We start from the raw sequence: 16,952 nt of genomic DNA, 5'->3' as shown, positions 1-16,952 counted from the left end.
AAAGTTGTAGCGCTAGATTAATAATCTGGAATTAGTAACCTAGAATTAGTTGTGGAAGTAGTAGGCTGATTTGTGGAATAAACGTAATCGCCAATAATGCTAGGAATAGCGCCGCGTAGAACGGTAGTAGTGGCTTAATTACTTTATCGATAGAGATGTTTGCAACCGAACAACCGACAAACAGTGCACTACCAACTGGTGGAGTACATAGACCGATAGCAAGGTTGAATGTCATCATGATACCGAAGTGCACTGGATCCACGCCCATATCCAATACGATTGGTAGGAAGATTGGTGTAAAGATCAGAACCGCTGGGGTCATATCCATAAAGATACCAACAATCAGTAAGATTACGTTGATGATCAGTAGAATGATTAGTGGGTTTTCTGAAACTGCTAGTAGTGCATCTGCAATCATGTAAGGGATATCAGCATTCGCCATTGCCCAAGACATGCCCATTGAAGCGCCAACCAATAGCAATACAATTGAAGTCGTTACCGCAGATTCAAGTACGATTTTAGGTAAATCACGAACAGTTACTTCACGATAAACACCCACTGCAAGAACAAGCGTATAAACCACGGCAATTGCTGACGCTTCTGTTGCCGTAAAGATACCGCCGATGATGCCGCCCATGATCACAACAATAAGAAGAAGTGACGGTGCTGCTTTAATAAAAGTATCCCAAACCACTGCGAGTGTTGGACGCGCTGCTACTGGGTAGCCACGACGTTTCGCAATAATACCTGCCACAATCATCAAGCTTAGACCCATCAAGATACCGGGTAGGTAACCTGCAAGGAAAAGAGCAGCAATCGATGTACCACCAGAAACCAGTGAGAATACGATCAGCGTGTTACTTGGCGGGATCAATAGACCAGTAGGACAAGAAGTTATGTTTACTGCTGCGCTGAAGGCTTCATCGTAGCCATCTTTCTTCTGTAAGGGCGCCATAGTGCCACCTACTGCTGCAGCAGACGCAACCGCAGAACCAGAAATAGAACCAAACATCATGTTCGCAAGAACGTTAACGTGCGCTAATGAACCTGGTAGCTGCCCACCCAGTACTTTAGCGAAGTTAATAAGACGGATTGCAATACCGCCTTGGTTCATAACGTTACCCGCAAGGATAAAGAAAGGGATTGCCAATAGTGCAAAGTTATCCAAACCAGCAGCCATACGCTGCGCCACTACAGCAATCGCGGGTTCAAGCGGCAAGCTCATCATAATGGTAGCAAGCGAAGAAAGACCGATCGAAAATGAGACAGGGATACCCAGTATAAGCAGTACACCAAAAGAGCCAAATAAAGTAAGAATTAATTGCCATTCCATTGTAGAATTCCTCTTCGAAATTAGTTTTGTTGTGCGTCGTTTAGAGCTACATCACCAGAAATAAGTTGTTGAATTTTTTCAATGGCATAAACAACAGAGTAGAAAATCATCAAAGCGCCACTAATTGGAAGACAGAAATATATATACCCCATTTCCCAACCTAAAGCTGGAGTTAGCTGACCAGTAGCCAACGTTTTTATCGCTAGGTTTGAGCCGCCGAAAACCAACACAACCGATGCAAATACCGCAATAGCTAATTGAATAATAATTTCGTTGATAATTTTGCGCTTACCTTTCAACTTCATCGTCATAAGGTCGATCGCAAGGTGGCGTTTAAGACCCGTCGTGTAAGCCGCACCGATAAGTGCTACCCACATAAACAAGTAACGTGCAAGCTCGTCAGTAACGGTACTTGGTTTACCAATGATATAGCGTGATAAAACCTGCCAAACGACACAAAGCACTAGGAAAGAAGATAGCGAGACGGTAAATGCCGCCAAGCCTTTATTGATGTACTCAACCAATTTTTTCATTATTGTTTCCTTAACAACGTAGCTATCTCATATAACGAACCGCGCCTCGCCACTGGTTAACCAATACAAACTCAAGCTCATATTATCTGACCAACAACATCTCTTTATCTTCTGGCATTATAGACAGTATCACCTTGGCGACTGTGACCATATTCACATTTGAATTGGTTAACCAATTAAGAGGTTCTTTCTGTGATATTGTTCAACCAATTATATTTTTTGTTTTGACGGTAGTCTGAATTGGTCGCAAGATTGGCTCCGAAACCTGTAACCCCCTACAAAAAATTTACGGATTCCATCTCACGGAGAAACCATAATGAAAGCACGTAAAAGTGTTCTAACTGCTGTGATTGGTGCGGCGCTAACATTCGGTGTAAGTGCACAAGCGTTTGCTGCTACTACTCTAAAACTGAGCCACAACCACACTCGTGACCATGCTGTACATAAAGCAATGGACGCAATGGCGAAAGAAGTGCGTAAAACCACTGATGGCGAAGTGCGTATTCGTATTTACCCAGATGCACAGCTTGGCTCGCAACGTGAGTCAATGGAACTTATGCAAAACGGCGCACTACACATGGTAAAAACCAATGCAGCTGAACTAGAAGCGTTTGCTCCAGCCTACTCTGCATTTAACATGCCTTACCTTTTCCGTAATCAAGCACATTTCTACGCAACACAAGAAGGCCAAATAGGTGAAGAGATCCTTGAATCATCACGCGAAAGTGGCTTTATTGGTCTAACTTACTACGATGCGGGTGCTCGAAGCTTCTATACCAACAAGCCAATCAACACACCAGAAGATTTAAAAGGCCTTAAAGTGCGCGTACAGCCAAGCCCGTCAGCTATAGCTATGGTTAAAGCACTAGGCGGCAACCCAACGCCTCTTGCATACGGTGAACTATACACAGCACTACAACAAGGTGTTGTAGACGCGGCAGAAAACAACATTCCGTCATACGGCATGAGCCGTCATAGTGAAGTATCTAAATTCTTGTCTCTAGACGAACACACTATGGTTCCAGACGTATTGGTTATTTCTACTGATGCTTTTGATGGGCTCTCAAAAGATCACCAACAAGCAGTAAAAACCGCAGCATTAAATTCAATGCAATTAATGAAAACACTTTGGGCTGAGTCTGAAAAAGAAGAGCGCATTAAAGCCGAAGAAATTGGCGTGAAGTTCGTTAGCGTAGATAAAGCGCCATTTGTTACTGCTGTTCAGCCTATGTATGACGATGTTAAGAAAAACAACCCTAAACTATTCACATTAATCGAACGCATCCAAGCTGTTAATTAAATTAATCATTTTCTTAGAGAAGTTAAGGTGTTGCTATACAGCCTTTGAGATAGGTTGACCAATTATCGTGGTTAGTTATGATAGTGTGAATTGCAATGGAAAAAAGTGAAGATATCATCATGATGCCTTTTGAACCCAAACGTCCTTACCAGGAGCTGGGATTAGTATTACGACAAGAATTGACGGATGGTCACTATAATATAGGCGATCGTTTACCTCCAGAACGCGATATTGCAAAACGACTAGATGTTAGTCGTACTGTTGTACGTGAAGCTATCATTATGCTTGAACTGGAAAATCTTGTTGAAGTGAAAAAAGGCTCTGGAGTATATGTCATTAATATTCCAAACCAATCGCACCATCGTGAACATATCATCACTGATGATGCGGGACCTTTTGAAATGTTACAGGCGCGTCAGTTACTTGAAAGCAATATTGCAGAATTTGCAGCATTACAAGTAACACCGGGGGATATTGCCAAAATGCGTGCGGCACTCAAATTAGAGCGCCAAGAACTTGCAGCACAAAGCGAATATTGTATCGGTGACGAGCAGTTCCACATGAGTATTGCTGAAGCGACCCACAACTCAGTGTTAGTGGATATGTTGAAGAACTCTTGGGAACGTCGCGAGCAAAGCCCTATGTGGCAAAAGCTTCATTCTCGTATTAGCGGTCATGATTACCGCCAGGAATGGATGGAAGATCATGCAAGGATTTTGGCTGCAATGCAGCGTAAGGATCCGGTTACGGCTAAAAGCGCTATGTGGCAACACCTTGAAAATGTGAAACAACGACTTCTCGAACTGTCAGATATTGATGATCCGGATTTTGATGGCTATTTATTTAGCTCTAACCCGGTCATCTTATTTGGAGGCGAGTAACCCTCGTCTTCTCTAAAAAGCTGCGTGAGCAGTTAAAAATAAACTAAATAAGTCGTTATTTATATTTGTTATTCGCAACTTAATTAACTTAATTTGTTTGAGTGGGTTAAGTCTGCCTATTAAAAGGTAATGAGTCATGGAACAAACGTGGCGTTGGTACGGTCCGAATGACCCAGTTTCTCTTGATGATATTCGTCAAGCAGGCGCAACAGGCATTGTGAATGCCCTACACCATATTAAAAATGGTGAAGTATGGTCAAAAGAAGAAATTCTGGCACGCAAAGCAACAATTGAAGAAAAAGGTCTAACTTGGTCGGTTGTTGAAAGTGTACCAGTACACGAAGAAATCAAAACTCAAACTGGTGATTTCCAACTTTGGATCGATAACTACAAGCAAACACTGCGTAACCTTGCGCAATGTGGTATCGACACCGTCTGTTATAACTTCATGCCAGTCCTTGATTGGACCCGTACTGACCTTGAGTACGAAATGGCTGATGGTTCAAAAGCACTACGCTTTGACCAAATCGCATTTGCTGCGTTTGAATTGCACATTCTAAAGCGCCCTAACGCAAAGGCTGACTACACTGAAGCAGATCAAGCACAAGCACTTGAGTACTTCAACAACATGTCTGAAGAGCAAATCAAGCAGCTAACTGCGAACATCATCGCTGGCCTTCCTGGTGCTGAAGAAGGCTACACACTAGAAGCATTCCAAGCTCAGCTTGATCGCTACGCGGGTATCACTAAAGACAAACTCCGTGAACATATGGCGTACTTCCTAACGGAAATAATGACAGTATGTGACGAAGAAAATATTAAGATGGCTGTTCATCCTGACGATCCACCACGCCCTATTCTAGGCCTACCACGTATCGTTTCAACCATCGAAGATATCGATTGGTTGACAGAGAAAGTTCCAAGCTCGAACAACGGTATCACTATGTGTACCGGTTCTTATGGCGTTCGTGGTGACAACGACCTAGTGAATATGATAAAAAAGCACGGAAACCGTGTTTACTTCACTCACCTGCGCTCAACGCAACGTGAAGATAACCAACTAAGCTTCCATGAAGCGGCGCACCTAGAAGGTGACGTGGACATGTACAGCGTGGTGATGGCGATTCTTGAAGAAGAACAGCGCCGTGAAGAAGCTGGCGATCTACGTAAGATCCCAATGCGTCCTGACCACGGTCACCAAATGCTGGATGACCTGAAGAAGAAAACCAATCCAGGTTACTCTGCCATTGGTCGTTTAAAAGGTCTTGCAGAAGTTCGCGGCCTAGAGCTTGGCCTTAAACGAGCATTCTTCACTAAATAAAACATATTAAGTAGTTCAGACTTCAGCAAGAGCTAGCTAAATAGAAAAGACCCGCCAACCAGGGGGGAGATTTTTCTCCTCCCTTCTAATTATCCTTTAAAAAATATGATTCCCATCGAGATATATTTCATTAACATTAAAACTTAACAATGAATAAATATCTATTGTTATCTTGGTAAGTTCTATTTCAAATTAAATTATAGGTTTAAATGAGAATATATAGTTAACATATCGAAAAAACTGACTATCCACGAGCATTTTTTAGCCGTTGTTGATAAGCCGAAACTGTTATATTTTCTCGACACGAATCATCAGCTCCACGCCTAAAACGATTGCATCCATAAAAAGTTTCTCGATTAGGATCATTTTCGCACCGGGCTACCATAGTACCAATGCCGCAGCGCAAACAGCCTATTTCAATCTCACCACAGCCACGACAACGCCTAAAACCTTGAGCATTAACTTCTAATGGTGAGTTACAGTGCTTACAGCTATTAACTAATGTGTCGCATGCTGGCGACAAAGAACATTTATATAGCGTTTTATTGTATTTCGTTGTAAACGGACGAAGTTCCCCTGTCTTACATTGATTACAATGCCATTTTGCTAATTGAGGGGCCAACTTGTTATCAACGTACTGCACACCAAACTTAGTTATTTCAGATAAAAATGGGCTACTTTTATCGTTATCAAATAACACGTAAACAAAGTATTTTGCGCGTGTTAACGCAACATAAAATAATCGACGTTCTTCACCATGAATAAAGTTTTCTTTGTTTGGTAAAACCAAATCTATTAACTCATCATTTTCTCTAGTAGAGGGAAATACACCAGTGTCAACGCCAAATAAAATCACATAATCAGCTTCTAAACCTTTACTAGCATGAGCAGTAACATAACTAATATTTAAGTAAGCATAAGTAAGTTTTGAGATATCAAAATCTTTCAACTGCGCAGTATTTTCCTGACGATAGCGCCCAATAATTAACACAGATGCTACTTTACCTTTCTGGTCGGCAGAGCGATTTAGCGTTGCTAAAGCACGCTGTAAAACATTTATATAGGCTTGATTTTTCCGATCCTTCATATTGGTAAATGAAGTTAAAATTTCTACTTCTTTTTTAATATCAACTAGCCTAACCGCAGGCGCATTTAACTGCTCATGAGTCGTTATTTCTTTTTTAATTTGTGCCGGATTACTCATAACAAATCGGCTACTCACTTCATGTATCTTGTCATTGAAGCGAAACGTTTTATCTAACGGAACTGTTGTTGCGGGTGTGAATGCTGCTTGAAATTCTGTAAACAATGATAAATCAGCACCATTAAAACGATAAATGGATTGCCAATCATCACCAACCGCAAATAACCGAATATTGGGGTTTGACGACAATAGCGACTTAAGTAGTTTAGCGCGTCCTTCTGATATATCTTGGAATTCATCGACTAAAATATGTGTATAGGAGTGATGAAAGCCGCTTCTTTCCACAATTGCTGTCGCTTCAGCAATCATATCGCTAAAATCAATCGTTTCAGTGTTAACAAGATGCTCTTTATACACAGTTAAAATAGGTTCAAAAATATCTAAAAACGCTACCGTTCTTTCAATATCATATCCCCCTTTCATTAGCTTACTTTTAACTAAATCTATATCAAACTGCCCTTCCTTATATAAACCAAGGAAACGCTGTAATAAATCAACAAAGCCTTGCCACTGGCTGCTATTCGCTTCTTTTAACTGCTGAAATAATGTATCAATTTCTATAGGGCTTCTAATAACATCATGCTCCTCCAATGCTTTAGCTAATACCGATTGTAACTGCCCTTTTTTCAACTGATAAGTATATAATTCCAACATTATTGTTTTATTAGACTCGTGTAATTGACGCTTCCACTCAAGACCTGCTAGATACTCATCTTTATCAATATAAGGTGCTGTATTGTTATGTTCATCTAATCCAAGATACTCAATATAGATATCTGCATCGGGCAAGTAAAAATCAGGTTGATACTGTCTACGTTCAACACTCCTTGTATCGAATTTATAAGGGGCTTCATATTCGTATTTAATGCCATTCAATGCTAAAAAATTAGCTATTCGTAGTTCACCAACGCTTTTTACCCACTCGTTATTTAACGTAACTAAACGACACCCTGATAGGAATTCGTTATATTCTTCGATAGACTCAAAATCGAGATCAGATTTTCCTGGCGTACTTAAACTAGAAAAATAATGAACAAGAGTAGACTTAAATTGAAGGCTTTGTTCCGCTAAAGAACTTAACGCATTATCAATAAATTGGGTAAATTGAGCTGGCTGCTCAGTAAGCGATGTTATTGAGCGTTTAACGCCATGATGGTTGGCTAGAATTTGATTACCTAATGCATGGAACGTGCTCGCTTTTAATAATCCAGCACTCACAGATAGACGCTCTGCGATACGTTCATTCATCTCCAATGCCGCTTTGTTGCCAAAAGCAAGCATAAGGATATTCTCAGCTTTTGCGATATTAGCCGTTATAAGGTAGCCAGCTTTACCCACTAATGTTGCTGTTTTTCCCGTTCCCGCACCAGCAATAACGAGAGTATGATCATCATTAACAACACAAGCAACTCGCTGCTTATCCGTTAATGGATTTTTCTCGACCTCATCAAAGAATTTTTTATACTTATTGACTAATAAAGGTGTGACTTGTTTATTATGAAGACTTCGCCCTAACTCACTAATGGTTTCTTCAGGTAGTGATTTTGCTTCTTCAAACACACGTTTTTGCAGCGGGCTGACCAATTGTTCTGATGAGATGCCTAAGTTCTGTAATTTACATACTAATTTATAAATTTCAGCAATAGGCTCCCACTCATAAGAAGATAGATAAATATTTTTAGCCACCAATTTATCTAATGACTGTTGGTAAGCTTGCCATTTATCACTATTTGAGATCAATTCTAAAAGCGCAGTCACAACGCCATGATTAAAATTCAGCAAATCAGATTGGCGATATCCCTTTAATACGAAATACTGCTCTTCAGCCTCTATTACAAGTGAATGGAAAAGCCACCCTTTTTTGATAGATAAATTAACTATCGAATCGAGCGAAATCTCCATGACATCTTTTGATTGCTGAATATTTAAACTTGATGATGATAAGAAGACGAATTGCTTTCGATTCCAGATCTGGTTCCATAGCTTCTTTATTGGATGTAGATTTAATTGCATAGGACTACTTTGTTACAAAGTGAATGCTTACGCATTCACTTATTATTTACTTAATATAAAATTTGGTCATAGTTAGGTACTGAAGCATAAATATTCGTTTAATTACTCACTTTTTAAACTTGTCTCAACATTTTTCTGTATTCAGACTCAAGATACTCATCAACTGCATCTGCATTAATATGTCCAGAGTTATGCCAAGCATATACCTCTTTTAAAGCTAGAGAACCAAACCTTGCCCAACCGATAATATTCGTTCTTAATAAAAACTGAACCATATCACCACCCGATCTTAGAACTGCGTCCCCAGTATCGATAAGGCATAGCGAACCATGAGCAACTAATAACATCCGTCTTAATTCAGGATTGTTCACAGACGGAATACACTCTTTCCATTGTTTCTTATGGTAAAAGCGCTGCTTGGTTACCCACATCAATCTCGTCAACAGTTCCGTAATAAGAACAGGGATAGCCATTGCAATGCCATGCCTCATGTCATAACCTTTTTCAAAAACTTGTGTAGCAACAGTGGCAAATGACTGTTTATGCTGACCAAATTCACCAACATCAAATAATAATAAAAGGTTATAAAACGGAATGGGTATGCCCGAACCCCGACTTGATGCTCCTGATGAACCTGCCATATCAGAAAATAGATGCCCAAGCCAATTTACAAATCCAGAGAAAACTTTTGCAATAAAATTCCCCCCCTTTAACTCATAATCATCAGTATCAATTGTGATGATTTGACCATTTGATATAAAAGAGGAGGTACTTGTGAACTGATTCAGAATAGAGAAAAAAAGACCAATAAGATCAGGTGAATGCCCTAAACTCTTCAGATGATGATTTTTAGGAGATAAGTTATTTACAGCACCATCAGTTCCATTACAACCAAACGTTGTGGCTTGATCGTAGTTAATTTTATAATTTCTTTCGAGAAAACTAATCGCACTTTTAGTGGGATCACTTCCTTCTCTGGCTCCCTCCCAGCCACAAGCTCCTGCGAACTTTTCAACAGCCAAATTAACACTATTATCAGCAATATTCGTTAACTTCCCTTCTCCCGGCATACCAACAAAAAATACATCAATAAGTCCACCAATAACTCCGCATGTACCTGCAATCAAATAATCATACTTATCACATTGAGCATTCTTAATAGTGAACTCTTCTTCAATGCGTTTTTCTAATTCAATTCTCTGCATTGGAGACATCAGTGTTTTAAATGGATCAGCATCTAAATCAACAGCATTTCTTAATGCATATTTTTCAACATAATATTGGTACTCCTCCCATGACATGTCATCATTAAATTCGAGTAAATCCAACGTAGAAAGATAAGGTACACAAGGCTGAATTCGAGCTTGCTCTACAGATTGTAATAAATCATCGAGTTCATTGGTAATATCAACAGTTACAGCTACTTTAGAATCAATACCCTCCTCGCCCAACAATCCATCAAGCTCTGCTAATGCTTGATCTAACGCATTATTATTGTATGTTTGATTTTGCTCTAGCGTATTTAAAGCAGCGTCGAGCTCACTCATTTTGCTTTCGGAATTATCCAGCTGGTGCTTTTGCACCAGCATGGCCGAAACATGATTGTTTCTATTTTTCACTATGAAAAAAGTCCAGATAGTTTACCTTTAATCACATCTGATGCTTTATAGTAGCCAATTGCATCAAAAATCTTGGCTAATTTTTCCATATCAATATTTGAAATATTTTCTTTTAAAACCAAAATATTAACAGATACAATTTCACTATCTTTTTTCCTTTCAACAGTTTTCTCTTCATAAAAAGACATCACAACATTGAAAATTTGATGTTTAGTCGCATCACGTGTAAGCGATTGAAGTTTCTCTTGATCAAGTTCAGTAGGACATTTTAGCTTAAAGCACTTACCCTGTGTTTCTTCACCTTTATGAGTAAGAACATTACCAGCAGAAGTTAATAACTTCACTTTTTGAAGAAGTAATTTTACTTTTTCATCTTGGACACCTTGATCAAAAATAGCATCATTTAACCTAGTGGTGATGAAGTTAATATCTTCCATTAAATAGGATACGGTTGACTGCGTTTGCTTGATAACTTCATTTAGCATCAACTCTCTACGCTTCGTTTTATCAAGTTCATTGGCACCAGTTAGATGCTTAATCCCTTTATATGCACCAACGCCAAGTAATACTGCAACACCAATACCCGTTGCCATACTAGAAAAACCTAATACGCCACCTAAACCAAGAGTCGCTAAACCAGATGTAAGGCCGGCCGCTGACATACCAACAACAGAACCAGAAAGATAAACTGCAGCAAGAGGAACACCAACGGCTCCTGCTTTAGCTCCTAATTCCTTCATACCTTTTGCTAATGCATCATCACTGAAATCAGCATTCAACATTTTAAAATCAAGTTTCAGCGCATCAATAATAAGCTCTACTTCTTCTTCAGTTAGATTAAACAGATGATTGTTTTCCTTGAAGAAAGCAAAATTCTCATGACTTCCATTATTAACACTCATGAAAACGCTGAAAAGATCTTTTGTTAGCGAGATTTTTACAGACTTATTATGGCTTGGAAGACAAGACTCATCGATTGTTTTAATTAACTCATCTAAACAATCTAATTCACCTAATGACGTAATATAGTCACGAAGAGTAAAACGAGACTCAGTACTAAGTTCTAATCGAGTCATTAATAATAAAATTTGAGCGAATTCATTTTTGTCAACTTCACCATCATCGTAATAGGTCATATTTACGATAACTTTTAAATAAGCAACTTTAAGATCTTCCGACATTTCTGATAAAGCAACAAGCTGATCTTCTTCCTCAAAAGAATCAAACTGAGTTGCTATAGTATTTAGAAACTCTGCAAGCTTTTCTAAATTACACTCGCTTATATGTTCAACTTTAATGGAACTTCCATTTTTAAGAGTAATTAAAGTAAACTCTTCTACTTTTTCTTTTCCTTTTTCATTTACAGAAACATTACGAACATACTCAGTTGACTCTAACTCCGTAAAATCAACAGTAACTGGAGACTCAAATGCTGGTTTGTAAACCATCTTTTCACCAGTAAATGCAAGACCATCTTTTCCACTTCCAAAAAGAGTGCTATCTAATAGAGCAATAATAGAGCCTACATGATCATGTAATTTCATTGAACTTGCTGCATTGTTTAATTTTTTTTCTGGTATCTCAGGTGCAATATGAAGCCCTTTACGAGCAATTTGAGCTATGTTGTCTTTAATAAAAACATTAATGTTCTGCATTGTTAAATCCTTTCATTACAAATCAATCTACTATCATGACTATGACATAATAGTAATTTTCTTAAATTGTAACTCAGATAAACATTACTTTTTATGAGGTTAATAGCAAATATCACCTATTAAGGTAATTAATCTTCTAATAATAGTGTATGGATTTTTAAAACGCTCATTTCAACATAAAAAAACAATTTAGATTTACAGTCATTTAATTAAAAATTAAAGCCAAAGTTGAACTTTGGCTATGGCTTATTAGGTATTTGCTAATTATTTCTCATGTTTTTTTGGAACATAAATATAATTACTAGCTCGATTTGCTAGACGGGCAGCTCTTTCTAAATATTGCATCGACTCTGTAGTGTCTAGGTTTGATAACCAACTTTTAATATATGATATAGATTCTTCTCTTACTTCTTTAATTAAATCAAATCGAGCACATAAGAAACTTGAACCAAGCTCTGCTACCAACTCTTCAAATGAGTAGTCTTCATCTCCCAAATAACCAAACTTGCGATTACATCTACTCTCATGCCCAGTCCAATGAACTAACTCATGCAGTAATGTCGCATAGTATTGTTTTGTTGCATTTTTTGCTCGAAAAGTTTCTTTATGCGGCATCATAATAAGATCAATATCTCGATGATAACAAGCAGCACTATAAACATGCTCAATCTTAACATTCAAATTTTCAATCCGCTTTTCAAGGCTTTCTAATGGTAAAACCTTTGTATTAGCAACACTGTCACCTAGCTCACCTTCAACACCATCCGCATTATAAACTATTGATATTTTTTGCCCAAAAGTAGCCAGTTTTTCCTCTTGAAAAATATCATCTCCATTACTATTAACTTTAAAATAATGAAAAATAGGTGCAGGTCTTGCATCTTGTTTTAATTTAAAACCTAAAGACTCCCATTGACGCTTAGTAGCCCACATATTGGTTTTATATTGATAAGCCTGAGCGAATATGGATAAAAATAACCAAGAGTAAAGTGAACTGTATTCTCTATGCGTTTTAAAATTATAATGATTAAATGAAAACGCATTAGTGAGCCACTCAGGGTTAAACTTTTTGTTACTTTTATCAAGATTTTTTACTATATTATCAAATACTTTTTCATCAACATCCCAATTAGCTGATGCAATTTCTACTATATCAACCAAATGTGTTAATTGATTAAATAATGGAGAATTTAAAAAATGATAAAGCTCTCTTGCTGATTTTATTTCACCTTCTCTTACTTCAAGCGAATCAATATATAAACACCACCAATCAAACTCTATTAACAAATCTTTAATATCTCTTTTAGTAACTCCTCTCCAATTTTCATTTTCTGAAACATTAAATATTTTTTCAAGTGTTGTTACATAATGTTTTTTATCTAAACCATTTAAAATTTCACGGAAAGGTAAGGCAAGCCAATCTTCAAGCTCTACAATTACTTCGGCTGCATATCTTAACCCTGATATACTGGCATTAAGTGAATCATCATTAGTTAACCAATCAATAGGACTAGGACTAGAACTTGTTTGCTGCAGAAATGAATTGAACTGGGTATTACCATGCATACCTTCACAACGTTTAATTAAGTTATCAATAGTCCTTCCTGTCGCTAACGAATACTCTAATTGAAGAAAAAAATCATTCCTAAATTCAGCAAGGTTAATCATTTATAATTCCTTTATATCAACATATCGATAGGTATTGTAATAAATATAATCTATAGTAAAACCATCTAGTAATAAGTGGTTATTTTTATAAAAATAGACACAGTTCAAATAAGAACTGCATTTGTTATCGAAAGGAAAAATAAAAATTATAACCTAAAGATTTAAGTAACCTTAGTCCAAGTTTCCACATTAGTATCTTCCGGCCACTGAATCCCCTTCTCAACATCATTATCACTAATCACAAAAGGAACGACCCATAGCTTTAAGGTTTTCTCACCTTGAATCGGGAAATCAAAACTATGTGGTATAGCCTGCTTAAAACCTGAGTGGGAAGGATATACCAAGAACATCTCTGGACTTTCTATTTCAGTGTCAAAGTAGTGATGACCGTATGCCAACATCTGATAAAAATCACTTTGCGATAAGCCATATTTATCAGTGCCATTGGCTTTTGATGAATCAAGTAATTTCCACTTAGTGTCTAAGACAGTTACAACTCTACTATTATGCTCAATTACCATATCGGGCTTAAGCTTGAACCAGCTAGAACCCTTGTGGGTAACTAAACTCTTACTTTGTACCTGTGCTTTCAAACGATGTGTTTGTTTCAACGTTTTACTAAGTGATTGAGCAACGTAGTCTTCAAATACACGTTCCATTGGGAACAACAGCGAAGCGGCATGATGATCACCTTTCATTGTTTGTGGCGAGAATCCGTCTAAAATCAACTTCACCCAAGCTAAAGGCAATTCATAATGATTCATCCCCCTACCTAGAGCCACCAGCGAAAAATCATGTTTATGGTTAAGGCTGACAGGCACATCATGAAAGACGAACATCAATTCTTGTAACAACTTTTGATTTTCTGCGCTTCGTACGACTCCATTTACTTTCATTAAAGCGGCATGAATTAATCGATTGGCAGGGCGATCTAACAAGAACTCATCATATTCACAGTAAAATTTGTGCTTATTAATAAAATTATTACGAAGTTGCTTTCCTACATTGAGCTTACCTTTTAAGAAGGCAAGGTTATCCTCTTTAGGCACATAATCACTGCGCAAGCCACGCTTAACGAGAGCATTAATCGATTGCAAAAACTGACTAATGAACACTTCAAGCAGTGGCATTTTTCGACTCACAATATTAGCGTTAGAGGTTTGAATATGTTGAAAGCCTTTTAACGCCTTTAACATGATCAATAACGACTGACGTGCATCTTCTTCTACTTTTTTGCTCGCTGATCGGTTTTTACCGATTTTAGGTAAGATCTCAAGTTGCGTACCATCAGGGGTAAATAACACCCCTGCATAATTTTGTACTTGCAGCACTTCCATACCTTGAACACTTTTTAGTTTAAGTAAGTTACGTTCCCGCTCATCGCTTAAACACATGCCTTTGAGGTACAAGTAAGCGTTATCTGAAATAACCTGAATATGATCATGTTCGTTCGCTTTACGATCGTTGGTAATATAGCCAAATTCAAATAGCGTAACGGTGTTTTTCACTTTCATGCTCAACCATTAGCCCTTGGTATAAATAGCAATATAAGCTTCAGGTTGATCCCATACAGAATCATGACCATCAAACGACGCAAGCAGGAAAGTCACTTTTGTATCTTCATAAAGATTAAGCCCGTGATCAGCTCCAAATAAAGATTCATAGTTATCTTCATGTTTGGTCACGAAACACAATGCTGCTTCTTTTTGATTATCACCCAGTACAAGACGGATCTTGTTCCAGTCATCAAAGAAGTACTCTTCCAACAATGGAATAATTTTGTTTTTAAATGCCGATTTTAACAGTTGGAAGGCTTTATCTTCGTCTTGTTCATTGTAGACAGGGAACAAAAAGGCGTGACCAAGGGTATGCTCACGATCATAAAGCACTTCAATACGCTTATTGAGTGTTGTTAACAGTTCAGATAAGTCGATATTTTTAACAGTCTTATGTTCAAATAACTCAGGTTTTGGCATCATCTCAACGAAATCAAAGCGGCGACGCAGTGCGGTATCTATCATAGCAAGAGAACGGTCAGCCGTGTTCATGGTACCGATGATATGTAGATTATCAGGTACAGAGAAAATATCGCCAGAATATGGCAAGGTGACTTCTAACGCTTCCTCTGCCCCTTTACGTTTTGATGGCTCAATTAAGGTGATCAATTCACCAAAGATTTTAGAGATATTGCCACGGTTAATTTCGTCGATAACTAAAACATAAGGTTGTATTTGCTTCTCATGTTGTGAAATCGGCGCTAAATTCAAATGTTCTCGCATATATTCAAGCAAACCTCGAACATACGAAATATTATAAATACCATCTTTATTACCCGTTAAATAGAGTTTTTTGATGTTTTCAAGAGATGCAGAATACCCACAAGACCTTCCAGCCGAAACGGGGTCAAGTAAAAATGTCTTTCCACCACGATAAACAACATCAAACTCAGACTTGTTCGACGTTTTCACACGCAAAGGATTTTGCTCGTCTGAACATAATTCTTTTAACTTTTCTAGAGCACTATCAAATTGTTGGTGTTCGGCATTAGAACTTTTAGCATCTTGGCATATTTGTTTAAAAATACCCGCCTCAACACAATAGCTGATTTGACCTTCATCATTACATTCAGCTTTCAATCCTTCCACAAACTCTTCATAGCCATAGCTTTGATGGAAAGTTACAAAACGGATGCGTTTAGAATCAGATAACGCTTTGAACTTACTTTGAAGTTGAGCTCGTTGTTCTTGTGTTGCCCCTTTTAGCTGGTCGATATTTAAATCTAGGTAGAATGTCGGCTCAGCTGCTTTTACGGCGGCTTCTATGGTATGAAAGGTTTTGCCTGTACCAGGAGGGCCATAAAGGATTTGATTTAATGGCATAAGTGATACTTTCTTATTTTTTATTATATTATCGACTTTCACATGATCCGATTTCGAGGAAGCGCCCTCTTTAATATCAAGCCATTCAGATAAACATTCGTTCGCAATATCTATATCAGCTTTATTCGTTATTAAAGGATACATATAACCAATGCCTTTTATATGTTCCGGTATGCGCATCTTCTCATCAGAAGATAAATTTTTTAATGAAAACTCTAATTTTAGGTTTCCTTCAGAACTAAAATAAAATCCACCATAAGCATTTTTTGCTGATTTATTAATATATTTTTCGGCAAAAAAAATAGCACCACCATCATGTTTCTTCGTATACGCGACAGCAGATTTTTTCTCTACATATTGAAGAAAAGGTCTGAAATCATCACCTAACAAATAGGATTTTGCTAATGGTGATATGTTATCTAACTTAGTTTTAACTTCATCTAAATTTGAATTTAGAATCGATATATCAATATTGAATTGATGTAGATATTCAATAAATTTTTGTGAAAATTCCAAAACCTTTCATCCCTAAAAAAGCACGCCCGA

At 37.7% G+C, this 16,952-nt stretch carries 11 protein-coding genes; 3 read left to right on the top strand and 8 right to left on the bottom strand.

Annotated elements, in window-relative coordinates; all coding sequences use genetic code 11:
* Positions 1 to 31 precede the first annotated feature (31 nt).
* The gene (locus Q7657_RS03665; protein WP_107165648.1) at positions 32 to 1,333 is read right to left on the bottom strand and encodes a TRAP transporter large permease; all 1,302 of its coding nucleotides are present in this window, start codon (positions 1,331 to 1,333) and stop codon (positions 32 to 34) included.
* A gap of 20 nt (positions 1,334 to 1,353) precedes the next feature.
* A complete protein-coding gene (locus Q7657_RS03660) occupies positions 1,354 to 1,866 on the bottom strand; it encodes a TRAP transporter small permease (protein ID WP_107165647.1) in 513 nt (170 codons plus the stop codon).
* Positions 1,867 to 2,182: 316 nt separating this feature from the next.
* Here Q7657_RS03660 and Q7657_RS03655 point away from each other — a divergent pair, with 316 nt between their 5' ends.
* The 3 genes from Q7657_RS03655 (at position 2,183) to uxuA (ending at position 5,368) form a co-directional block, all read left to right on the top strand.
* A complete protein-coding gene (locus tag Q7657_RS03655; protein ID WP_107165646.1) occupies positions 2,183 to 3,166 on the top strand; it encodes a TRAP transporter substrate-binding protein in 984 nt (327 codons plus the stop codon).
* A 95-nt stretch (positions 3,167 to 3,261) separates the two neighbouring features.
* The gene (locus tag Q7657_RS03650; protein ID WP_107165645.1) at positions 3,262 to 4,047 is read left to right on the top strand and encodes an FCD domain-containing protein; all 786 of its coding nucleotides are present in this window, start codon (positions 3,262 to 3,264) and stop codon (positions 4,045 to 4,047) included.
* Between the two features lie 136 nt (positions 4,048 to 4,183).
* Positions 4,184 to 5,368 carry a mannonate dehydratase gene (uxuA, locus tag Q7657_RS03645; protein ID WP_107165644.1) on the top strand — a complete coding sequence of 395 codons (1,185 nt, stop codon included), beginning with the start codon at positions 4,184 to 4,186 and terminating at the stop codon, positions 5,366 to 5,368.
* Between the two features lie 244 nt (positions 5,369 to 5,612).
* Here uxuA and Q7657_RS03640 read toward each other — a convergent pair whose 3' ends face one another.
* From Q7657_RS03640 to Q7657_RS03615, 6 genes are all read right to left on the bottom strand, one after another.
* Complete coding sequence (locus tag Q7657_RS03640) at positions 5,613 to 8,585, bottom strand: UvrD-helicase domain-containing protein (RefSeq protein WP_107165643.1); 2,973 nt, start codon at positions 8,583 to 8,585, stop codon at positions 5,613 to 5,615.
* Between the two features lie 113 nt (positions 8,586 to 8,698).
* Positions 8,699 to 10,204 carry a hypothetical protein gene (locus tag Q7657_RS03635; protein WP_107165642.1) on the bottom strand — a complete coding sequence of 502 codons (1,506 nt, stop codon included), beginning with the start codon at positions 10,202 to 10,204 and terminating at the stop codon, positions 8,699 to 8,701.
* A complete protein-coding gene (locus tag Q7657_RS03630; protein ID WP_107165641.1) occupies positions 10,204 to 11,859 on the bottom strand; it encodes a hypothetical protein in 1,656 nt (551 codons plus the stop codon). Before Q7657_RS03630 ends, Q7657_RS03635 begins: the two co-directional genes overlap by 1 nt.
* A 264-nt stretch (positions 11,860 to 12,123) precedes the next feature.
* The gene (locus Q7657_RS03625) at positions 12,124 to 13,527 is read right to left on the bottom strand and encodes a zincin-like metallopeptidase domain-containing protein (protein ID WP_107165640.1); all 1,404 of its coding nucleotides are present in this window, start codon (positions 13,525 to 13,527) and stop codon (positions 12,124 to 12,126) included.
* Positions 13,528 to 13,688: 161 nt separating this feature from the next.
* Entirely contained in the window at positions 13,689 to 15,041 is a 1,353-nt protein-coding gene (locus tag Q7657_RS03620) for an McrC family protein (RefSeq protein ID WP_107165639.1), read from the bottom strand.
* A 9-nt stretch (positions 15,042 to 15,050) separates the two neighbouring features.
* On the bottom strand, positions 15,051 to 16,922 hold the full coding sequence (locus Q7657_RS03615; protein ID WP_258178233.1) for an AAA family ATPase: 1,872 nt from the start codon (positions 16,920 to 16,922) through the stop codon (positions 15,051 to 15,053).
* Positions 16,923 to 16,952: the final 30 nt, after the last annotated feature.

Source organism: Candidatus Photobacterium acropomis, assembly GCF_030685555.1.
Classification (GTDB): domain Bacteria; phylum Pseudomonadota; class Gammaproteobacteria; order Enterobacterales; family Vibrionaceae; genus Photobacterium; species Photobacterium lucens.
Note: the sequence above shows the minus strand (reverse complement) of the source record. Positions and strands in the feature narration are given on the sequence as shown.